18 protein-coding genes and 2 pseudogenes are annotated in these 22,669 nt (G+C 56.6%); 13 read left to right on the top strand and 7 right to left on the bottom strand.

From position 1 onward, the window contains the following. Positions 1-4 precede the first annotated feature (4 nt). From tssA to TI10_RS14530, 7 genes are all read left to right on the top strand, one after another. Complete coding sequence (gene tssA / locus TI10_RS14560; protein ID WP_049584108.1) at positions 5-1,438, top strand: type VI secretion system protein TssA; 1,434 nt, start codon at positions 5-7, stop codon at positions 1,436-1,438. Further along, positions 1,435-4,980 carry a type VI secretion system membrane subunit TssM gene (gene tssM / locus TI10_RS14555; protein WP_049584107.1) on the top strand — a complete coding sequence of 1,182 codons (3,546 nt, stop codon included), beginning with the start codon at positions 1,435-1,437 and terminating at the stop codon, positions 4,978-4,980. The genes tssA and tssM overlap by 4 nt, the downstream gene beginning before the upstream one ends. 79 nt (positions 4,981-5,059) lie before the next feature. After that, positions 5,060-6,421 (top strand): VasL domain-containing protein, encoded by a 1,362-nt coding sequence (locus TI10_RS14550; protein ID WP_049584106.1) that lies wholly within the window; start codon positions 5,060-5,062, stop codon positions 6,419-6,421. Position 6,422: 1 nt separating this feature from the next. Then, positions 6,423-8,327, top strand: coding sequence for a type VI secretion system Vgr family protein (locus TI10_RS14545; RefSeq protein WP_049584105.1), 1,905 nt, complete (start codon positions 6,423-6,425; stop codon positions 8,325-8,327). Between the two features lie 44 nt (positions 8,328-8,371). Continuing rightward, positions 8,372-8,791: a DUF1795 domain-containing protein gene (locus tag TI10_RS14540; RefSeq protein WP_049584104.1), complete on the top strand. Its 420-nt coding sequence runs from the start codon at positions 8,372-8,374 to the stop codon at positions 8,789-8,791. 21 nt (positions 8,792-8,812) lie between these two features. Beyond that, positions 8,813-13,258, top strand: coding sequence for an RHS repeat-associated core domain-containing protein (locus tag TI10_RS14535; protein ID WP_244161602.1), 4,446 nt, complete (start codon positions 8,813-8,815; stop codon positions 13,256-13,258). 11 nt (positions 13,259-13,269) lie between these two features. Further along, positions 13,270-13,716 (top strand): DUF6386 family protein, encoded by a 447-nt coding sequence (locus TI10_RS14530; protein ID WP_049584103.1) that lies wholly within the window; start codon positions 13,270-13,272, stop codon positions 13,714-13,716. Positions 13,717-13,755: 39 nt separating this feature from the next. On the opposite strand, the gene TI10_RS14525 is transcribed toward TI10_RS14530, so the two are convergent. The 3 genes from TI10_RS14525 to TI10_RS14515 form a co-directional block, all read right to left on the bottom strand. Next, positions 13,756-13,953 carry a DUF7706 family protein gene (locus tag TI10_RS14525; protein ID WP_049584102.1) on the bottom strand — a complete coding sequence of 66 codons (198 nt, stop codon included), beginning with the start codon at positions 13,951-13,953 and terminating at the stop codon, positions 13,756-13,758. Between the two features lie 14 nt (positions 13,954-13,967). Further along, positions 13,968-14,288, bottom strand: coding sequence for a SymE family type I addiction module toxin (locus tag TI10_RS14520; RefSeq protein WP_049584101.1), 321 nt, complete (start codon positions 14,286-14,288; stop codon positions 13,968-13,970). 72 nt (positions 14,289-14,360) lie between these two features. Further along, complete coding sequence (locus tag TI10_RS14515; protein ID WP_046973910.1) at positions 14,361-14,765, bottom strand: helix-turn-helix domain-containing protein; 405 nt, start codon at positions 14,763-14,765, stop codon at positions 14,361-14,363. A gap of 121 nt (positions 14,766-14,886) precedes the next feature. On the opposite strand from TI10_RS14515, the pseudogene TI10_RS14510 reads away from it, so the two are divergent. From TI10_RS14510 to xerC, 3 genes and pseudogenes are all read left to right on the top strand, one after another. Then, positions 14,887-17,661: pseudogene (locus TI10_RS14510) on the top strand (CHC2 zinc finger domain-containing protein). Positions 17,662-17,799: 138 nt separating this feature from the next. After that, positions 17,800-18,045 (top strand): hypothetical protein, encoded by a 246-nt coding sequence (locus TI10_RS25140; protein WP_139180592.1) that lies wholly within the window; start codon positions 17,800-17,802, stop codon positions 18,043-18,045. A gap of 490 nt (positions 18,046-18,535) precedes the next feature. Beyond that, positions 18,536-19,540: a site-specific tyrosine recombinase XerC gene (gene xerC / locus TI10_RS14505; protein ID WP_049584182.1), complete on the top strand. Its 1,005-nt coding sequence runs from the start codon at positions 18,536-18,538 to the stop codon at positions 19,538-19,540. Positions 19,541-20,220: 680 nt separating this feature from the next. Here xerC and TI10_RS25135 read toward each other — a convergent pair. Next, complete coding sequence (locus TI10_RS25135; protein WP_155416485.1) at positions 20,221-20,364, bottom strand: hypothetical protein; 144 nt, start codon at positions 20,362-20,364, stop codon at positions 20,221-20,223. Between the two features lie 98 nt (positions 20,365-20,462). On the opposite strand from TI10_RS25135, the pseudogene TI10_RS26675 reads away from it, so the two are divergent. The 3 genes and pseudogenes from TI10_RS26675 to TI10_RS14485 form a co-directional block, all read left to right on the top strand. Continuing rightward, positions 20,463-20,555 (top strand): annotated as a pseudogene (locus TI10_RS26675) (RHS repeat-associated core domain-containing protein); the annotation flags it as partial. Between the two features lie 117 nt (positions 20,556-20,672). Beyond that, positions 20,673-20,945, top strand: coding sequence for a hydrolase (locus TI10_RS26670; protein ID WP_012777140.1), 273 nt, complete (start codon positions 20,673-20,675; stop codon positions 20,943-20,945). Between the two features lie 13 nt (positions 20,946-20,958). Next, entirely contained in the window at positions 20,959-21,501 is a 543-nt protein-coding gene (locus tag TI10_RS14485; protein ID WP_012777139.1) for an SMI1/KNR4 family protein, read from the top strand. Between the two features lie 50 nt (positions 21,502-21,551). Here TI10_RS14485 and TI10_RS14480 read toward each other — a convergent pair whose 3' ends face one another. From TI10_RS14480 to TI10_RS14470, 3 genes are all read right to left on the bottom strand, one after another. Continuing rightward, positions 21,552-21,749, bottom strand: coding sequence for a DUF7706 family protein (locus TI10_RS14480; protein WP_041381610.1), 198 nt, complete (start codon positions 21,747-21,749; stop codon positions 21,552-21,554). Between the two features lie 13 nt (positions 21,750-21,762). Next, positions 21,763-22,086 carry a SymE family type I addiction module toxin gene (locus TI10_RS14475; protein WP_049584100.1) on the bottom strand — a complete coding sequence of 108 codons (324 nt, stop codon included), beginning with the start codon at positions 22,084-22,086 and terminating at the stop codon, positions 21,763-21,765. A 72-nt stretch (positions 22,087-22,158) separates the two neighbouring features. Further along, the gene (locus TI10_RS14470; protein ID WP_046973910.1) at positions 22,159-22,563 is read right to left on the bottom strand and encodes a helix-turn-helix domain-containing protein; all 405 of its coding nucleotides are present in this window, start codon (positions 22,561-22,563) and stop codon (positions 22,159-22,161) included. Between the last annotated feature and the right edge of the window lie 106 nt (positions 22,564-22,669).

Genomic DNA, 22,669 nt, shown 5'->3' with positions numbered 1-22,669 from the left:
CCCAATGGATATCAGGAAACAATTTGACTGGCAGGGTCTCCTGCTGACACCTCTATCGGATGAACTCATCAGCCGGGAGCTGGATGAAAACGAACCCGCCTGGGAATATATTGATGGGGAAATGGTTAAGCTGGGATCACTGGCCCATTCCAGCATTAATATTGAAGAGCTCCAGCGTCAGGCTCTGCAATTATTCAGCGAAAAAAGCAAAGATTTCAGACTGATGGTGCATTTGTTGCGGACACTGCAACACGGCAGTAATCCCGCTGAACTCATCCTGGCAATGGAGCTGTTAGCCGATTACATCCAACATTACTGGCAGACAGCCTGGCCACAAAAACCATTGCTCAAGCGCCGCCTGGCACAACAGGTGATTAAACGTTTTGACTCTGCGCAACCCGGCTTCTGCGAACAGGCGGATGAGACTCAGCGAGAAGAGGCGCAGGGCGCACTGGCTCATCTGGCACAATGCTGGCATACCGATGAACCGGCACTGGCTAAAGAGATCGACCAGTTACGCCCCCGCTATGCCCGTAAACCTGAGCCAAAACCGGCTGCCGCGCCGGCTGAATCGACAGAAACGACGGCACAATCCGCAAACACTTCAGCATCGACATCCCCCCCCATACCAGATGTCACCGTAGACAGTTCCAGTGAAAAAGCCTGGAAACAAACGCTCTTGACCGTGGCCGACCTGCTGTGTGAATGCCAGTCTGATTCCCCTGTGGGTTACCGTCTGCGTCGCTATGCCATCTGGCACACCCTGACTACGGCGCCGATGGCGAACGGCGCAGGCAAAACACCGCTGGCGCCGACTTCGGCAGACCGTACCGCAGAGTATCTGGCGAAACTCCCGGCGGCGGATAAATCCCTGCTGCAACAGATAGAACAGAGTCTGACACTGGCCCCTTACTGGCTTGACGGCCACGCTCTCGCCGCTCAGGCCGCCGAAAAACTGGGTTACCGCGCCGTGGCTGACGCTATTCGCGATGAACTCCGGGCCTTTCTCGACCGTCTGCCGGTTTTACAGCGCCTGTCTTTCTCCGATATGAGCCCGTTTATCTCAGACGCCACCCTGAACTGGCTGCATCCCCCGGCGACCGCCACCGTCAACAGCGGCACAGCTCAGGAACAGGAGGCTATCTGGCACTGTTTTCAGCAACACGGACTGGAAGCCGCGCTCAACGCCGCGGAGCAACATCAGCAACACCTGACCGAACCCCGGGATCACTTCTACGGTCAACTGCTGACGGCTCAGTTACTGGAGCAGGCGGGAATGAATGCGCTGGCGCAACAACATTACCGCCATCTGCTCCAGGCAGGGCAACACCTGTCGCTCGCCCACTGGGAACCCGGCCTGCTGGCGGTACTGGCAGAAAAAGCCTCGATGACCGCCCCCTCAACGGAGACGACTGCAAACAGGAGCGTTAACCCATGAACTGGCTTTCTCTACTGCTAAAAAATATCAAAAAACCGGCGATGCCGCGTCTGCCGCCACTGAAAGCCGCCGCTTCCCTGATACTGGCCCTCCTGCCCTGTATTGCCCTCATCTGGGTATGGTGGTGGGGACCCGGCTGGCAGTTTAAACAGACTCACCCGCTGGAAACCCTGTCTGCCCGCTGGCTGGCGACGGTTATCCTCCTCCTGCTGGCCCTGAGCGTTGTCGGCATGAAAATCTGGCGCCGCCTGCGCCAGCTTGAAAAACTCAAACTGGAGGTGGAACTGAACACCGTCGATCCGGTACAGGCCGATATCGCCCGTCAGGACAGTTATCTCAATCACTGGAAAGCCCAGCTGCAACGCCATCTGGGCACCTGGGATTATCTCTACCAGCGCCCCTGGTACCTGGTGATGGGGAACACCGGCAGCGGCAAAACCGCCCTGATCCAGGAAGGTTACCGGCTGACTGACATTGCCGCGCCGGACGCCCTGACCGGGGAAGAGGCGCTGCCCCTGCATCTGCGCTGCTGGCTGGGGGAGAAAGCCGTCATCATTGACCCGGACGGCTTCCTTATCGACCAGCTATCGCCGCCGGACGCCAGTAAACCCCAGCTCCCCGGCCGCCTGTGGCAGGCGCTGCTCGCCTGGTTAACCGAAAACCGCCAGCGCCAGCCCCTTAACGGCATTATTCTGACCGTGGATACTCACCGCTTACTGACCGACGACAAAGAACAGCGGGAACGGTATATTGCCGCGCTTCACCTGCGCCTACAGGATCTGCGCTTAACCCTGCATCATCATCTGCCTTTTTATCTGGTGCTGACCAAACTCGATCGGCTGCACGGTTTCAGCGCCGCCTTTCAGTCGCTGGACAGACCGCAGCGCGCACAGATCCTGGGCGTCACCTTCAGTCTGAATGCGCAGGATGAGCAGCGCTGGCGCACTGAGCTGGCACAGTTCTGGCGCCAGTGGATGCAACAGCTCAATGCCGCCATGCCGGACATGATGCTCAATAAGGTGGACGGCAGTCAGCGCAGTCCGCTGTTCAGTTTCACCCGTCAGATACAGGGGCTGCACAGCTATCTGGTCCAGTTGCTGGAGGGCATTCTCTACAACGGCGGCCCGGCACAGCCCGGCCTGCGGGGCGTTTATCTCACCTCGTCCAGACAAATCGGTCAGATGGATGACATGTTTACCCAGTCTGCCGCGGTACAGTATCATCTGGGGCCGCAGGCCTTTCCCACCTGGCCGGTGGCGGATACCGTCCCCTACTTCACCCGCGCGCTGTTTGAAGAGGTCCTGCTGGCCGAGCCGAATCTGGCGGCAGAAAATCGCCTGTGGTTAAGCCGCAACCGCCGCAAACTCCTGACCTTTTCCACGACGGGCGCCGGGGTATTGCTGGCCCTGTGGACCGGCTGGCACCACTACTATCAGAAGAACTACCGGGCGGGAGACGAGGTCCTGGCGCAGGCCAGAACCTTCCTGTCGGTTCCGCCCCCCAAAGGCGAAGACCGTCACGGGAATTTACAGCTGCCCCTGCTCAATCCTCTCCGCGAGGCGACGCTGGCCTACGGGGATTACCATCATAAAGGGCTGCTGGCGGATATGGGGCTCTATCAGGGCGCGGATATCGGCCCGTATGTGGAAAACACCTACCTGCAACTGCTGTCTCAGCGCTTCCTGCCCGCCTTAATGAACGGCCTGCTGGACGACCTGAACCGGGCGCCTAAAGGCAGCGAAGAAAAACTGGCCGTCCTGCGCATCATGCGGATGCTGGAAGACGGCAGCGGCCGCAATAAATCGCTGGTCGAACACTACATGCAGACGCGCTGGAGTCAGGCCTTTAACGGTCAGCGTCCGTTACAGGCGCAGTTACTGACTCACCTGGACTATGCCCTGGATCACACCGACTGGCGGGCCGCGCGGGAGGCGGGCGATCAGGCCGCCATCAGCAGCTTTGCGCCTTACAAACTGCCGCTCATGAAGGCCGAGAAAGAGCTAAGTCAGCTCTCTATTTATCAGCGCGTCTATCAGAACCTGCGCATTAAAGCGCAGGATTCGCTGCCGCCGCCCCTTAACCTGCGCGACCAGATCGGCCCGAGCTTTGACAGCCTCTTTATCGCCAATAATGACAGGCAACTGATTATCCCGCAGTTCCTGACGATAAACGGCCTGAACAACTACTTCGTCAAACAGGACGACCAGTTGATCGACCTCACGGTCATGGACAGCTGGGTGCTGAACCTGTCGCACAACGCGCAGTACAGCGACACCGACCGCAAAGAAATCCAGCGACAAATCACCGAGCAGTACCTGGGGGACTACACGGCCACCTGGCGCGGGGCCATGAACAATCTGGATATTCGTGATTTTACCGATATCCCGCAGGCCATCAGCGCCATTGAGCAGGTCATCAGCGGCGAACAACCCATCAGCCGCGCCCTGCAAATCCTCAGCGACAACACCCGTCTGCCGGTGATTAACGAGACGCTGCCGGCCAAAGAGCAGCAGCAGTTACGCGATGCCCCCGATTACCGCCTGTTGGCGCGGATTAACCGGGAATTCGCGCCGGAAACCGCGGTGCTGGTGGAATACGGCGACAAAAACAGCACCTTACAGGAGGTTTATCAGAAACTGGTGGCGCTGCATCGTTACCTGCTGGCCATTCAGAACGCGCCGGTACCGGGTAAAGCCGCCCTGATCGCCGTTCAGCAGCGGCTTGAGCAGAATAACAGCGACCCGATTTTCGACGTGCGGCAACTGGCGAAAAACCTGCCGGCGCCGCTCAACCGCTGGGTCGGCGAACTGGCCGAACAGGCCTGGCGGGTAGTGATGATGGAAGCCGTCAGTTCGCTGGAAATCGAATGGAGCGACACCGTGGTCAGACAGTACCAGACCTACCTGGCCGGCCGCTATCCCTTCGACCCGGAAGCCGCCGAGGATGTGCCGCTCAGTGAGTTCGACCGCTTCTTCCGCCCCGGCGGCACGCTGGATGCCTTCTATCAGCAAAACCTCAAACCGTTTGTTGAAAACAACCTGACCCACAGCGCCGACGGCAAACAGCTTATCCGCCCGGATGTGCTGGCGCAACTGAAACTGGCCGACCGTATCCGCGACACCTTCTTCACGCCGCAAAACGGTCTGGGGACCCAGTTCGCCATTGAGCCTCTCAGCCTGACCGGCAATAAACGCCGCAGCCTGCTCAATCTCGACGGCCAGCTGCTCGATTACGCCCACGGCCGCAGCAGCATCGCGCACCTGATATGGCCCAACTCGATGCGGGCCGGGGTGGAAAGCCAGCTCACGCTGATACCGGACGCCAGCGGCAAATCGCCGCGCGCCATCCGCTTCACCGGCCCGTGGGCCCAGCTGCGTCTGATTAACAGCGGCACACTGACCAACGTGCGTCAGGATGCGTTTGACGTGCGGTTCACGGTGGACGGGGGCGACATGACCTACCGTATCTACGTGGACGAATCCGACAACCCGTTTGCCGGCGGCCTGTTCAGTCAGTTCAGACTGCCTGACACGCTGTATTAATGGCAAATTTTATTCATTGCAAAATAGCAACCCACCCTGTCCTCCGCGCCGGCGGAGGCAGGCTAAAGGATGAACGGCCATGCGTGAACACCCTGAAAACCTGATTATCCGTGCCGGCGGCAACCCGATGAATCTGCCGGCGTTCACGGCAATACGCGAAGAAATCAACAAAATCAATCACCCGTCTCAGCCGGCAGTGAACTGGCCGCTGATTGAATCGCTGGCCCTGACGCTGTTTCGCACCCACGGCGTCGATTTTCAGAGCGCGATTTACTACACGCTGGCCCGGATGCAGCTCAGCGGTCTGGCGGGCTTTACGGAAGGCTGCGAACTGCTGGCCGGGGTGATGGTCAGCCAGTGGGATGAACTGTGGCCGCCGCAGCCGGCGGTCCGTACCGAGATGCTGGACTGGTTTAACACCCGCTGCGGCAACGCCTTACGCCAGCACGATTACACCCCCCGCGACCTGCGGATGATTTACCGGGCCGAGCGGGCCTTACAGCTCATCGTCGACCGGCTCCAGCAGTCCGACCTGAAGCGCCTGCCGAAGGTCGAAAACCTGCTGTGGTTTTTCCAGAACACCGCCAAAAAACTGGAACAGGCCCGTATATTACCCAAACCGGCCGCCAGACCGGCGCAGATGCCGCCGCTGGTTTACCTCGCCAGCACTGAACCGGCGCCGCCTGAACCGGAAACGGACGACAGCATGAGTGACGACCGCAGCCAGCCCAAAGTGCAGGTCCATTTCCCTGAACCCCCGCCGCGACCGATGAGCGCCTTACAGGGGTTCGGGCTGGGCGTATTACTGGGGGTATTTGTCCTGACCGGGACCTGGCTGGGCCTTTACCGGCCCTTACAACAGCAGATGACGGCCCTGACCGGCACCCCGGACGGGGCCAGACTGGCCTGGCTGTCTCATCCCGACCTGCCAACCTATGCACAGCAGTTAACCCGGTTAGCGGACACCTCCCCGCTGGTCGTCCTGCAACAGGCTGAGCAACTGACCGCCACGGCACAAAAAACCTGGCCGCAGGACCGTCAGCAACAACGTGAAACCCAGCGCTGGCAGCAGTTACAGACCATCCGGCTGGAAAACGCGCCGGCGCCCGGCAACTGGCGCCAGACCCGGCATCAGCTCCAGCGGCTGGCGGACAAAATCCTGGAACAGGAGCGTAACCGGGGCAGTTTCACCCTCTCTTACCTGAAAACCGCGATTTATCAGATTCAGCACAGCCACAACCGGGACGTTCCGCTGGAAGAGCTGCTGCGCCAGCTGGCCGCTGCCGTCGAACAGGGGCAGGCCGTCTCACCGGCGCTGATAAAAAAGACCGACGACCGTTTTAACGCCCTGCTCAGCCGGTACTACGCGTTGCAGAAAGCCGCCGGGCTGACCGCAGCCCCTGAACATCCCCGCCCGTCAATTCAGCACAGGAACCCTTAATATGTCATTCCAGAAAAAAACCGCCGGCCCGGCCGGCGCCGGCAACCTCGCCCAGCACATCGCCGACCGCCTCAGTTCCCCCGACGCCGGCGGCTTACAGTTCACCCTCACCGCCGGCGGACTGCCGCCGCACACCTTTGTGGTCTCCGCCTTTACCCTGAACGAAGCCTTCTCCACCCCGTTCACCCTGGCGGTCAGTTTAGCCAGCGCCGACCCGGCCATCGATTTCGCCGCGGTGCTCGACAACCGCGCCACCCTGACCATCCTGCGCGAAGGCAAAGTCGAGCGCGCCGTCACCGGCATGGTCGCCTGCTTTGAGCAGGGCAACACCGGCAAACATCAGACCGGCTATAAAATGACGGTCCGGCCTGATATGTGGCGCGCCACCCTGCGCCAGAATTCCCGCATTTTTCAGCAGCAGGATATCCAGACCATTATCACCACCCTGCTCAAAGAAAACGGCGTCCGGGATGTGGCGTTCAGTCTGCGCAACCCGCACCCGGAACGGGAATTCTGCGTCCAGTACCGGGAAACCGATTTTGACTTTCTGCAACGACTGACCGCCGAAGAGGGTATTTTTTATTTCTTTGAATTCAGCGGCAATAAAAATACCCTGGTGTTTGCCGACGATGCCGGCTCCGTGGTCAAAGGCCCGGTACTGCCCTATCACCCCGGCGACGCCGAACAGGCTCAGCAGCTGTGCATTACCCGGCTGACCCGCCAGGCTCAGGTGCGGCCGGCGGTGGTGGAACTCAAAGATTACACCTTCAAAAACCCGGCCTGGGCGGCGGAGTTCCGTCATCAGATGCGGGAGCAGGACCTCCAGCATACCGGCTATGAACACTTTGATTTTCCCGGCCGCTTCAAAGATGCCCAGCACGGCGCCGATTTCACCCGCTACCGGCTGGAAGCCCTGCGCAATAATGCCCTGACCGGTGATGGTGAAAGTAATGCCGCCGCCATGCAACCCGGCGTCCTGTTCACCCTGACCCACCATCCCCGGGATGACCTGAACCGGCTCTGGCAACTGGTCGGCGTCATCCATCACGGCAGCCAGCCGCAGGCGCTGGAACAGGCCGCCGGGGAGAGCGGCACCGTGATGAGCAACAGCTTCACCTTCATTCCCTATAACCAGCACTGGCGCCCGACCCCGTTACCCAAACCGGTCGTGGAGGGCCCGCAGATAGCGAAAGTGGTCGGCCCGGAAGGCGAAGAAATCTACTGCGACTCATACGGGCGCATCCGCCTGCAATTCCTCTGGGACCGCTACGGCCGGAGCAACGACAACAGTTCCTGCTGGATACGGGTCGCCCAGCCCTGGGCCGGTCAGGGCTGGGGCATGCTGGCGATACCGCGTATCGGGCAGGAAGTGGTGGTGGACTTTCTTAACGGCGACCCGGACCAGCCGATAGTCACCGGCCGCGCCTACCATGCCAGCAATCTCCCGCCGGGCGACCTGCCGGCCAGCAAAACCCAGATGGCCCTGCGCTCCAAAACCCATAAAGGGGAAGGCTACAACGAACTGCGCTTCGAAGATGCCAAAGGCAGTGAAGAGCTGGCGCTGCACGCCCAGCGCGACATGAACACCGTGGTACTCAATAACCGTGAAACCCGGGTCATGAACGACCACACCGAAAGCATCGGCCATAATCAGATGCTGTCGGTCAGAAACGACCGTCATAAAGAGGTGACGGGAAATGAAGTCAGCGCCATCAACGGCCTGCGTCAAATCACCGTCGAAAAAGACAGCCTGCTGAACGTAAAAAATAACATTCAGATACATTCCCAGGCCGGGGGGATCGAAATTGCCACTGCCGGGGGCAGCATCACCATCGATAATGCCGGCAATATCAGCATCCAGGGCGCCAATATCACTATCAATGGCAAACAGGTCAATGTGAACTGACCGGTACTGACTATCAACTTATTTCAATCAACAACGGAAAACACATGAAAAACACACCATATCAGATGAATGAAGGCACACTGGCTATCCCTGACAACTGGCGGGATGAATCCATGAATGTATTTGTGCTGCCGGACGACAGCGGCATTAATCTGGTAGTCAGCCGCACGCCAGTTCCTGCCGGCATGGATAACAACGCTTACTATGAACAGACCCTGGAACAGTTCTGCACTCACCTGCCCGGTTACCAGGAGCATCAGCGCAGCGAAATCACCCTCAGCCGGCAACCTGCCCGCCGTCTGGATTACCAGTGGAAAAGCCCGGAAGGCGACATGTACCAGACCGTGGTACTGCAAATCCGGGGCACGCTGCTGCTGACCTTCAACCTGACTTCTCCCGCGCCCTTTGAAGAGAATCAGCGTGATGCACTGCTGGCCGTTATCAACAGCTTCCAGGCGGCCTGATGACCTGACAGGAGGAACACCATGTCACTTGGTGATGAGATTGTCACCCGGATAGCACGGGTCGGCGCACAACATGCTGTGCGCGTTTCCCCGCCGCAGGGCAGCCCCGGTCCGGCGGCTGCCCGCGAGGGCGACCCGATAAAACATGCCAGCTTCCTGGGCGCGCTGGCCGGGGCCATTACCGGCGCACTGATAGGGGCCGCCGTATTCGCTGCGGCATCGGCACTGGTGGGGCTGACTGTCCTCACCGGAGGACTGGCCACCGTGGCCGTCATTGCCCTGGGGACAGCCGCCACGTTTGCACTGGGTGACGTCATCAGCGCCGCCAGCTCGGCGGTCACAAAAATGGTGGACAGCGTCGGTCCGCCGAGCGGCGCGCTGGGCAGCGGCTCCCCCAATGTCTTTATCGAAGGCAAACCCGCTGCCAGGGCCACGGCCGATATCGCTGCCTGTAGCAAACACCCTGCGCCGCCCCTGATTGCCCAGGGCAGTGAAACCGTATTTATTAACGGTTCTCCCGCAGCCCGGGTGGATGACAAACTGGTGTGCGGCGCCACCATTAAATCCGGGGCTAAAACGGTGTTTATCGGCTCCGGCCAGGGCACTTACCTGGAAGTCGCCGAAGAGTTCTCGGCCTGGGAGCGGGCGGTGCTGATAGCCGTTGAATTTCTGGTGCCGCCCTCCCGGGGAGCGATTAAAGGTCTCGGTAAACTGTTTACCAAACAAGCCGGGGCAAAGGCAGTCAGCGGAGCCATTGCCGGCGCCAGACAGGCCGGAAAGATACTATCGGGTAAAACGTTCTGCTGTGCCAAAACCGCTTTCAGAGAAACCCGGGGGGTAAAACGTTACCGGGAAGCGACTAAAAAATTCTTTACCGGCGACCCGATTGACGTCACCACCGGCCAGCTATTTGACCAGCGTACCGACATCACCCTCGGTCAGACCCTGCCGCTGGTCTTTTTGCGCAGCTGGGCGCCGGAAGAACAGGGCTTACTGGGACCGGGCTGGGCGGACAGCTTCTCCGAATGCGCCCTGACGACCGGCGACCGGGTAGAAATCCGTACTACCGAAGGGGCGTCGCTTTACTTTGCTTTACCACCGGCTTATACACACAGCACCAACCCCGACCACCCGGACTTTACCCTGAGCCGGGGCGAGCAGGGTTACATCCTCCGCCACCGTGACTCGCCGGTCAGCAAATACTTTGCCCTGCGACACCCGTCACCGGCCGCAGAGGAAACATCTCAGCGCTGGCTGCTGACGGAACTCCGGGATGTGTATGACAACCGGCTGCGCTTTATTTATAACGAACACCATCAGCTGACGCAGGTTATCCACAGTGACGGACCGGTACTGACGCTGCGTTACAACCTGAACGGGCAACTGACAGCGATTCTCCGCACCGATGAAGGGTTACAGGAAGTGATGGCCCGTTATCACTACCACGATGATGGCCGGCTGGCGGAAGCGGACAGCACCCAAAATTTCCACCTGTACTATGAATATAACGCACAGGGACTGATAAGCCGCTGGTCTGACGGCGACCAGACCTGGGTGGATTACCGCTACGACAGTGAAGGACGCTGTACTGACAGCATCGGCGCCGGCGGCTTCTATCCGGTCCGCCTGGACTATGCGCCCGGCATGACCCGTTCCACCACCCCGCAGGGGCATACCACCACCTGGCATTACAACGAGCAACAGCAGGTCACGGAAATCCACACCCCGTGCGGCAGTGTGACCCGCTATGAATATGATCGCTGGGGCAATCTGGTCAGACAGATATTACCTATGGGGGAAACCCTGACGCTGACCTGGCTGGCAGATACCGGCCGGGTCACCTCACTGACCGACGCCGCCGGCGCCGTGTGGCAATACAGCTATGATGCTGACAGCCTGCAACTGACCGGCATGACCGACCCGCTGCAACGTACCTGGCTGCCTTTATATGATGAGCAGGGCCAGCCCGCCGGATTTATTGCGCCGGACGGCCGGAAAACCACGCTGACCCGCAATGCTTTCGGACTGGTGACGTCAGAAACCGACACCGACGGCAACTGTCTCACACAGGAATATGATAAGCATCAGCGGCTGGTGAGAGTGCTGGATGAGGAAAACCGGACTGTCAATCTGGGTTATGACAGTCAGGACCGGTTACGAAGCCTGACGGCAGCGGGAGCGCTGTGGCGCTGGCGTTACGACCGTCATCACCGGGTTGCGGTCAGCGACCGGCCGGACAACCATCCTGAGCGCTTTACCCACGACCGCCACGGGAACTTAACCTGCTGGACCGATGCCCGCGGCGTGAAATGGCAGGTGGAATATGGCCCGTTTGACCTGCCGGTCGCCCGGCGGGATGGCGAAGGACATCGCTGGCAGTATCGTTACGATGCGGATACGCTGCAACTGACGCAGGTGATTAACCCACAGGGGGAAACCTACAGCTACACACTGGATGCGGATGGCCGGGTTATCGCCGAGCAGGATTATGCCGGCACGCAGTGGCACTACCGTTATGACCTGTCGGGGAACTGCATTGAGAAACGGGATGGAGAAGAGAACCTCACCCGCTATGACTATGATGCGGCCCGCCGGCTGACGGCCCTGCATACCCCGGAAGGCGTCACCCGTTATCATCACGACATTCTGGGACGACTGTTAACCGTGGAATCCCCGGACAGCGCCCTGCATTTTGAATATGACGACCAGGACCGGATAGTGCGGGAAATCCAGCCGCACGGCGAAATTCAGCGTCGCTACCCGGATAACCGCGCCGCAGAACGGCAGTTGTTCACCGGAGAAACGGCACAGCCGATCGGCCCCGCCCGGTTTACCGGGCAGACCCGCCTCAGCCACTGGCAGAGCCGGCTGGAAGTTAACCGGGCGGGAGAACTGATTAGACTGACACTGGAGGAGCAGTCGCCCCTGACCATAGAACGGGATGACGCCGGCAGGGATACGGGACGTTATGTGGAAGGGGGATTTATTCTGCGTCAGCAGTATAACCTGATGGGGCAACTGACCGCGCAGCGGGCGGGCCGCAACCCGCATTTCTTCCGGCCGGCTGAACTGGAAGAGATTGCCGGGCCCGCTTATGCGGGGATGGCGCGCCGGTATGAATATGATGCCGCACTGAACCTGACGGCGGCCAGTGATGACGGGCAGCAGCTGGACTATCTTCTCAATGGCAACGGCCAGGTGATGTCGGTGGGTGAAGGCCGGACACTGCGGGAGCATTATCAGTATGATGCCGCCGGTTACCCGTCAAGGCGGTTTGACGGGGTACAGGAGATTATGGGGGAAACCCTCTACCAGGAGGGCCACCGCCTGAACTGGGTGGGTTCGCACCGGTTTGTCTACGACCGGGCCGGTCGCGTGCAGGAGAAACAGTTTTTAGCGGAAGGTTACCGGCCGGCGCTGACGACATACCGCTGGAACAGCCAGAACCAGCTGACGGGGCTTATCACGCCGGATGACATCCGGTGGGAATATCGCTATGATGCCTTCGGACGACGGACGGAAAAACGGTGTATCCAGACCGGTAAGCTGATCACGTATCTGTGGGACGGCGATGTGCCGGCGGAAATCCGCGAGTATCAGCACGGCCGGCTGAAAATGGTCCGCCATCTGGTGTTTGACGGCTGGGAGCTGATAGCGCAGCAGACGCAACAGTTTACCCTCAATCTGGACAACCGGGTGGAACTGATGGCCGGGGAGGTGCAGACCCAGTATGCAGTCAGCGCCCCGACCGGGGAGCCGCTGGCGCTGTTCGACCCGGCAGGGAAACGGGTCTGGCGGCGACCGAAGCAGTCCCTGTACGGGCTGCGGCTGGGCGGACAGGCAGAGAATCCCCAGCTCGATCCGGGCCTCCGATTCGCCGGGCAGTTATGGGATGAAGAGTCGGGGCTTTGTTACAATCGGCACCGCTTTTACTCACCGGAAGCAGCGTGTTATCTCAGTCCTGATCCAACGGGCCTCTGGGGTGGTGAGAATACCTATAGCTATGTGCATAATCCGACCGGATGGCTCGACCCACTGGGGCTAGCGGGGTGTTCGACATTAACGGTTAATAAACCAAAGATTTTAAGCAACCCTAACTTATCTGATGCAGAACGGAAGTTTCTTGAAAGAGAATTTAGGATAAAACAAAATGCATTAAGCAGAGCGGCTAAACGAGGTGAATTAGTTTGGTCTCCAGGCACACATGATGTAAGGATTTCATCTTTACAAAATTCTTATAGAAAAGCAGTGGCAGAACGCTATGAAAGAATGTTCAATAAAGCTCCTGATCTATCAAAACTTAATGCTGACCATCCAGTAGACCTTATAGTAGGTGGTTCCGCAACACAAAGGCTAAAAATGCTCAATGAGTCCATTAATAAAAGTGTTGGTAGCTCTTTAAAAAATGCTGGCAGGAAAGCAGGGTTAAAAGCTGGCGATAAAATTAGTGAAATAGTATTCATCTGAGGATAATTTCAATGAACGGTTCTTTTTTTTTCACAACAGATACGGCAACTTTAGCTATATTTGATTTACAAGCAATAAAACACAGAATAACAGATACTCCTGATTGGTGGAGTATTCCAGACGATGAATTAAAAGAAGTAAATGAAGGTAATATTGCTTTTTTTGGCCTAGGAGATGATGGGGATTATTCCATTGAAATTATTGATGATATTAAACAACCAGATATTAGCCTGCACATAAAAGCACCATCGGGCCAAATATTTATTGGTGCCGGGGAAGATACCACAGGAGGAGATTTAGAACCTGATGATTCAGAATATATTTCAGGAAAGAAGGTATCTTTAGAAAAAGGAAATTATCTTATCTTATTAAAGAAAAATGAAAACAACATACAGATATCATTTATAAAAAGTCAGTATTTTGCAAATAACCTTCAGGAGCCTATTAGGTTAGGTTAATTCAAGTAGGGCAGAAGATCTTCTGCCCTACTTAATGATCTACCGTGGCGCATATCCACAGTAAGCCAACGCGGACTGGAGCCGCCCTATCGCAGCCTTGATAACCCAGGCTTCCATGTCATCAACCGCACAAGCCCGTATCTCCGCCCAGTTCAGCCGCTTAACCAGTTGGGCCAAAGCCAGCGCTTCAATGTGGGTTAACTGAATATCCTGTAAATGCTCAATCGCTATCGTCATCTCATGCGCTCCCCTCAACCCGCAAAACCGGTTATCAACGCCCGCATCTGCTGCTTAATCTCCCGCAGTTGGGCCTGTTGTCGCTGGTACTGCTGATGCTGTTGTTGCGTGGCTTCACTCTCTGGAATCAGCACCAGACAACCGTCCATCACCTTCACCGTAATCTGGCCCCCGGTATTAAACCCCGCCTGTCTGAGCCACTGGCCCTTAAGATGTATCGCCGGGGTGGCGTTGTTGGCCTTATTCCCGTTCGGTACATACCCCACCGTGTAATAACGTTCTGTTTTCGCTGCTTTATTTACAGCGACTTCTGCTTTAGAATGCGCCTTAGCCATAATCAACTCCTGTTTAGTTGCTTGTGGTGAGCGGCGTTGGTGTGGTCTCAACACATCAGCGCCGCGCTATTTTTATCCTTCCGGTTCATCGACGGGCAGCAATGCAGACTCCATACGCTGCTTGGCGATCATGGCATCAATGATCTTGATAACTGTTTCCTGATCTTCCTGTGCCAGTTGTTCCAGAACCTGAAAACGCCTAAATAATCGAGAGTTAGCCAACGGTGAATCTTCAACAGGATTGCCTGTCAGCAGATAATCCACAGTGACCCCTAACACATCAGCCAGCTTAACCATCATCTCAGCGGGAGGTATGTTAAGTCCGCTTTCGTACTTGTTCAGTTGTTGAAAACGGATCTCAACTTTCCCAGCCAGTTCTTTCTGAGGCCATCCCTTCTGCTTACGTAGCGCCTTGAGACGTACCCCAAACTCTTTGCGGAGTTCAGCATTTTGCATAATCAAAAACTCTGTTTGCATAGTGACTCCGTTAGTGTAAGGGCTTGTCTGAATTAGGGGTTGCAAGTAACTCCTAAAAGGATTATAAATAAATCCAATTAAGAGTCAATTTAAATCTTGACAGGATTTAGGAGTCAACAGCATGGCACGGATACCCGACGCAGAATTACAGCACCTGAAAGCCGCCGTCTCCTTAGTCGCCGTGGTGGAGCAACAGGGGCGACAGCTCTTTAAACGCGGCAAAGATTACGTGCTGCTGTGCCCGTTCCATGAGGAGAAAACCCCGTCAATGGTTATCTCAACGGCAAAAAATCTTTATCACTGTTTTGGCTGTGATGCCGGCGGCTCCGTGCTGGACTGGGTCATGAAAACCAAAGGCTTAAGTCTGCGCCGGGCCGTGGAACAGTTGCGCGGGATACTGGGAGATAACCCCTCGGTGGCGCCGCTGGTGCAACCGGATGAACCCGCCATGCTGGCCGATGATGACGCCGGACGGCAGGCGCTGCTCAGTCGGGTCGTCGGGTTCTACCATCATACGCTGTTGAATGCCCCCGAAGCCCTGGCTTATCTGGAAAAACGGCGGCTCAACCACCCGGAATTAGTCGCCCGGTTTAAACTGGGCTTTGCCAACCGCACGTTAGCCTATCGCCTGCCCATCAAGGCGGTGCAGGCCGGCGCACAGATCCGCGCCCGTCTTCGGGCCGTGGGGCTGATGCGCGACAGCGGGCACGAGCACTTTACCGGTTCGCTGGTCATACCGGTTATCGACCCGAACGGCCAGATCCGTGAGATCTACGGGCGCAAAATCACCGACCGCTTACGCAGCGGAACGCCGCTGCATCTGTACCTTCCCGGCGCACATGGCGGGATATGGAATGAGCCGGCGCTGATCAGTTCAGGAGCGGTCATCCTCTGTGAATCCTTGATCGACGCCCTGTCGTTCTGGGTAGCCGGTCACCGCCATGTCACCGCCGCCTATGGGTGAACGGCTTCACCGATGAGATGCGGCAGGCGTTTCAGCGGCATGGCGTTAAGCAGGTCTTGATCGCCTACGACAATGATCCGGCAGGCAATGAAGCGGCGGTAAAACTGGCCGCTGAACTAACCGCCGTCGGTATCACCGTGTTCCGGGTGGTGTTCCCCGAGGGCATGGATGCCAACGGTTATCTGTGTCAGGTCGCCGAGCCGGAACGGGCCTTCGGGTTGTTGCTCGACAGTGCCGTGCCGATGCAGGATGCGGCGGAAATACAGGCAACCACCGCCACAGAGCGGGCCGCGCTGGCTGAACACCAGCCGGTTCCGGTGCCGGACACAGTCAGCACCTTAGCCGCCAGTATAGCGGCGTTGCCGTCGATGCCGAATGTGGTCTGGGAAACCGGCGCTAACGGCGAGATATCCCTCACCCTCGGCACACAACAGTGGGGTATCCGCGGCCTGTCACAGGTGAAAGCCGGGGCGGCGGTGATGAAAGTGAATGTTCAGGTGGTTGATACCGACAGCGGCGTGATGTTCGCGGACAGCGTGGACATGATGAGCGCCCGCAGCCGGGCGGGTATGCGCGACTGGCCGCCACCGAACTCGGGCTGGCCGAAGGCGACCTGCGCCGGGCGCTGGGGCAGGTGTTGCTGGTACTGGAACAGTGTCAACAGGCCGGTGTCGGTGAACAAACCGAAACCCAGCCGGTTCCCGAACTGAGCGAGGACCAGCGGGCAGCGGCGCTGGCGCTGCTGCAAGACCCGAAACTGAGCGAGCGTATCACCGCTGACTTAGCCGCCTGTGGCGTGGTGGGGGAAAGCACCAACCTGCTGGCCGGTTACTTAGCGGCGGTCAGTCGCAAGCTGGACCGTCCGCTGGCCGTGCTGATACAGAGCAGTAGCGCCGCCGGGAAAAGTTCACTGATGGATGCCGTACTCAATCTGATACCGGAAGAAGAACGCCTGCAATACAGCGCCATGACCGGCCAGAGTCTGTTCTATCTGGGCGAAACCAATCTCCAGCATAAAATCTTAGCCATTGCCGAAGAGGAAGGGGTACGGCAGGCCGCCTATGCGCTCAAACTGTTGCAAAGCGACGGCGAACTGACCATTGCCAGCACCGGTAAAGACGACGCCAGCGGGAATCTGGTGACCAAACAGTACACGGTGAAAGGCCCGGTGATGCTGATGCTCACCACCACGGCGATTGATGTCGATGAAGAGCTGTTAAACCGTTGTCTGGTGCTGACCGTGAACGAATCGCGGGAACAGACCGAAGCTATCCACGCGTTGCAGCGCCATAAGCAGACCCTCGAAGGCTTATTGGCGGAGAATGAAAAGACCTATATCACCGAGCTGCACCAAAACGCCCAACGGCTGCTACGCCCGCTGAATGTGGTGAATCCGTTCGCCAGTCAATTAACGTTCATGAGCGATAAAACCCGCACCCGACGCGACCACATGAAATATCTCACCCTGATACAAAGTATCGCCCTGCTGCATCAATACCAGCGCGAGGTGAAGACCGCGGAACACCGGGCAAACGGCTTGAATATATCGAAGTGACCAAAGACGATATTAGCTTAGCAAACCGGCTGGCCCACGAGATATTAGGCCGCACGCTGGATGAAATGTCGCCCCAGACCCGAAAACTGTTACTGCTGATACAAGCGATGGTGAAAGAGACGGCGACAGCGCAGCAACGCCCGGTGAACGCGGTTCGCTTTACCCGCCGGGATATCCGCAGTTACACCCAATGGAGCGATAACCAGTTAAAAGTCCATTGTCAGCGACTGGCCGACATGGAATACCTGTTAGTCCACGGCGGCAGCCGGGGCCATCTGTTGCAGTATGAACTGCTGTGGAACGGCGACAGCGCAGAAGAAGCCCACCTGTGCGGCCTGATTGACCTGACAGCGCCGGAAAAACCGGTAAAACCCTGAATATGACTCACGCAAGTTGGACTGACTGAACCGCAAGTTGCCCCTAAGTTGGGGTCAAGTTGGGTCCAAGTTGGAGGTCGTAAAACCGGCTTCAGGCCGCAGCAATACTGGATGTAACGGCTCGCAAGTTGGGGAAGGTTGAAAAACACTGTTCCGGCAATAATAAGAAAAAGTCGTCGTATCGTACTGCCAGCTCATCATCGAACCCGAAAACCCGGAATACGACCGACGCAAGTTGGACTGACTGAACCGCAAGTTGCCCTCAAGTTGGGGTCAAGTTGGGTCCAAGTTGGAGGCCGGAAAATGGACGCCAGACCGCAGCAATACTGGGTGGAGCGGTCTGCAAGTTGGGGCAGACAGAAAAGGACTGTTCCGGCCACTTAACAATCAAGCCATCGTACCGTAGTGATGCATCACACACCGATAACCATTAACCGCTGTTCCCTACAGGAAATCCCATCATGTCATCACCCGTTAAACGTCAATCTGAACCTGCCCGGCTGACCCTGCGCCAGCATCTGGACGCGTATCTGGATAACCTGCTGTTGCAGGGGCGAGTCAAAAGAGCCAGTCCGCCCGTCATGAACGGTTGTCACCGTTCGTCAACTGGTGTGAGGAACAGGGCGTAATATCCGCGGCTCAGGTCACCGAACCGTTACTGGAAAACTGGCAGCAGTCTCTGACCCGGTACCGCAAAGCCAACGGTCAGCCCTATACGCCGGACAGTCAGCGCCGACGCCTGCGCGCCTTACGCCTGTGGTTCGACTGGTTGCAGCAACAGCACGCTATCCCGACCAGCCCGGCGGCAACACTGGCCGCGCCAGACAGAAAAAAACGCCCCTCGGTGACGGAGACCCACGGTCAACCCGACGCCATACCGGCCCGCTTCGCCACCTTACGCCAGCATCTGGCCGCCTGGCTGGAAACCGTGCGGGGACAGGGCTTAAGCGAACGGACTCAGGAGTCCTATGAAGAGCGGCTGCTGCCGTTCGTCAGCTGGTGCGAAGCGCGTGGAGTAATGACCGCACCGCAGGTCAGCCTGCCGTTGCTGGAAAGTTACCAGCGCTGGCTGAGAAGCTCCCGTAAAGCGAACGGCCAACCCTACAGCCCGGGCAGTCAGCGGGACCGCCTGAGTGTCTTACGTCAGTGGTTCCGCTGGCTGCTGCAACGTCACCATATCCTGTATAACCCGACGGATAACATGGTATTGCCAAGAGAAGAAAAACGGCTGCCGGCGCAGGTGATGAATGAAGACGAAACCCACACGGTATTAGCTGCCGCCAGTATCGACACACTCACGGGCCTGAGAAACCGGGCTATCCTTGAAGTGCTGTGGAGTACCGGTATCCGGCGGATGGAAGTGGCGAACCTGCTGTTAAGCGAGGTGGACTTCGGGCGCGGCGTGGTGATGGTCAGACAGGGTAAAGGCGGTAAAGACCGGGTAGTGCCCATCGGCGAACAGGCGCTGCACTGGTTAAGCCGCTGGCTCAGTGTCCGGCCCCAGTTAACGCGGCGGGAGGACAGCGGTCACCTGTTTATCACCAGGAAAGGCCGGGGGCTGGCCAGAGGCACGTTAACCCAGATAGCCGCTGACAGCATCCGTAAACAGGCGCAACTGGCTAAACCGGGGGCCTGCCATCTGTTCCGCCACTCAATGGCAACCCAGATGCTGGAGAACGGCGCGGACACCCGGCACATCCAGGCGATACTGGGGCATGAGAAGCTGGAAACCACCCAAATCTATACGCGGGTGGCTATCGGTCACTTAAAGAAAGTGCATGAGCAGACCCACCCGGCAGAACGGCAGTCAAAGCAGGCAACGCCGCCAGACGACAAACAGGCGGATAGCGATAAGCCGGACAGCCCGAAGCCGGCCTGAACGCCCGCAGTTGCCGGACAGTCTTTAAGGTTAGCCGGTTCCCTGTGAGCACGTGGGGTGCAGTGAAAGGCAGACTGTGCGCGTCCCTGCGCACAGACTGCCCCCTACCTTCTGAGTGCCGGCGGTAAATGCCGGCCGCCCGGCCCTAAGCTCCGGTGTTCTCTGTCACAACCGTTGCCGGTCAGCCGCCATTGAACATAATGTGGCATTAAGCGCAATGGGCCTGAACGGCCCGCCACGCTTAACGGAACATTATGTCGGCGCCGCCCACCCAAGGGCGCTGCGCGGTCACCTCAACAACAGCGTGCGGCTGGCCGCCGGGTTGAGCTTCTCAGCCCCAGAGGCGCACCGGGTTCGCTCGCTCACCCGCTGCTGTCAGTATCAGTGCTAAAACCCACCGCCGCAATCGCCGCCGTCCGTGGCGGCTCCGGCACCCAAATCTACCTGAAACTGTTGCCGGTCAGCCTGTTAAGGTCAACAGCCCTGAAAGCAGGCCAGCGAGCTGGCCGCGGTTTATTGCCCCCGCCCCAACCCCGCTGCACTGGCTGCGCCCGGCTCGCAGTCGCAGGCTCCTTGCTCGTTCCCGTGCTCGCCATCTCCGCCCCGTGCAGCCCCCAGGGGCTTCCCCGCAGAAAAGCTTCACCTGCGGGCCTCGCCGGCCCGCACCCGGCCAACCCGCGTCAGCGGCGCAGACAAGCTGCCCCGCCGTCGCGGGTTCCCGATAAAACCCGGTTCCGGCAGGAAAACGGGGCCTCAACCCGGTGCTGACGTCGGGGAAAAAATGCGCTAACATCGGCAAAATGCCCGTCGGGGCGAGTTGGCATGCTCTTTAACAGGGTGGGAAAAAGCGGCGGAGAAAAAGGCTGCTAAATCAAAGGGAAAAGTGGCCTAAAGAGTATGATGGCGTCGGGATAGTGCCGAAGATCCGCTAGGGCTAAATGGGGGTCCGAATCCTTACAGTTACGTGCATAACCCGGCGAACTGGATTGATCCGCTTGGTCTTGCTAGTTGCCCTAGCACAAAAGAAATTTCAAGGGGTGATAATCCTTATCAAACAAGGGTAGATCCAAGAATCCCAAATAGACCTGATCCCAAGTATTCAATAGACACAAGTACTTTCACTAGTGGCAAAATGACTGCTAATGGTGGTATCAGAAACAATAAAGAATTTTGGCAACAATGGAGTAATTTGCAGCCAGATTCTTTGAGTAAAAGTAATATGTACCGAATAAAAGAGTTAGGATTATCACCTAAAATAGATAATCAATGGATTAAAGCGTTTCCAGAACATGTGAATTACAAAGGTGAAACATTAATTCACCATCATGTTGATTTTGGGCGTTACGCAATACCTGTCCCGAGTTCAACTCATGTTGGCAGCGGCGGTATATGGCATACAAAATAAAAAGGAGAATTTTATGTTGCTAACGATCAAAGAAATAAGCGAACAATTAGATGAAAAATTCTCACCGTTAGGCGATGACTTTGATGATCTGAAATTATCGAAAAGATACAAACCGTTATTAAACGTTGAAATTTCAGAAAAAAAACTGAATATCATATTCCCTAAAGAATTTCTATCATTCATGAAAGACTATGATTTAGATAATTTTTCATTAGGAAACATATCATTTGGTAATAGTTCTGATTATCTCGAAATGATAGTAAATATTAATAGTGAGGGTACTTTTAATCATTGGTGGATTGGTGAAAATAGACCTAAAGAGTTTATCGTTATAGCAATATCTGATCCTTATACCATATTACTAAACACTATTACTGGTGAGGTTTTTGTTATGACCAGTGAATCATCAATGGATGACTTTGAACAAGTTTCAGCTAATTTTGAATTATTTATCAGAGGTGCTGGAACTATTTTCTTAGGTAAAGAAACATTCACAGAAATTATCAAATATGTTGGCTCTCAGACAAATGAGTTTTGGGAAGAAATAGCAAATTAAATGATGTTAAGGTCGGAAAGATCCGCGTGATCTTCCGGCCTTCTTATGATCTATCTTGGCGCATACCCTCGGTAAGCCAGAGCAGATCGAAGCTTAGAGATCGCATCCTTAATCTGATACGCTTCCTCGTCATTCACCGCGCAAGCCCGTATCTCCGCCCAGTTCAGCCGCTTAACCAGTTGGGCCAAGGCCAGCGCTTCAATGTGGGTTAACTGAATGTCCTGTAAATGTTCAATCACCATTTTCATTTTATCCCCTCCCTTAGCCCGCGTTGTACTCAGCCAGCATCTCACGCATCCGCAGCTTAATCTCATTAAGCTGGTTCTGTTGCCGCTGGTATTGCTGATGCTGTTGTTGGGTGGCCTCACTCTCTGGAATGAGCACCAGACAACCGTCCATCACCTTTACCGTAATCTGGCCGCCGGTATTAAACCCCGCCTGTCTCAGCCACTGCCCCTTCAGATGTATCGCCGGTGTGGCATTGTTGACCCTGTTCCCGTTCGGCACATAACCCACCGTGTAATAACGTTCTGTTTTCACAGCTTTATTTATCGCCGCTTCTGCTTTAGAATGCGCCTTAGCCATAATCAACTCCTGTTTAGTTGCTTGTGGTGAGCGGCGTTGGTGTGGTCTCAACACATCAGCGCCGCGCTATTTTTATCCTTCCGGTTCATCGACGGGCAGCAATGCAGACTCCATACGCTGCTTGGCGATCATGGCATCAATGATCTTGATAACTGTTTCCTGATCTTCCTGTGCCAGTTGTTCCAGAACCTGAAAACGCCTAAATAATCGAGAGTTAGCCAACGGTGAATCTTCAACAGGATTGCCTGTCAGCAGATAATCCACAGTGACCCCTAACACATCAGCCAGCTTAACCATCATCTCAGCGGGAGGTATGTTAAGTCCGCTTTCGTACTTGTTCAGTTGTTGAAAACGGATCTCAACTTTCCCAGCCAGTTCTTTCTGAGGCCATCCCTTCTGCTTACGTAGCGCCTTGAGACGTACCCCAAACTCTTTGCGGAGTTCAGCATTTTGCATAATCAAAAACTCTGTTTGCATAGTGACTCCGTTAGTGTAAGGGCTTGTCTGAATTAGGGGTTGCAAGTAACTCCTAAAAGGATTATAAATAAATCCAATTAAGAGTCAATTTAAATCTTGACAGGAT

Source organism: Photorhabdus luminescens subsp. luminescens, from assembly GCF_001083805.1.
Classification (GTDB): Bacteria; Pseudomonadota; Gammaproteobacteria; order Enterobacterales; family Enterobacteriaceae; genus Photorhabdus; species Photorhabdus luminescens.
Note: the sequence above shows the minus strand (reverse complement) of the source record. Positions and strands in the feature narration are given on the sequence as shown.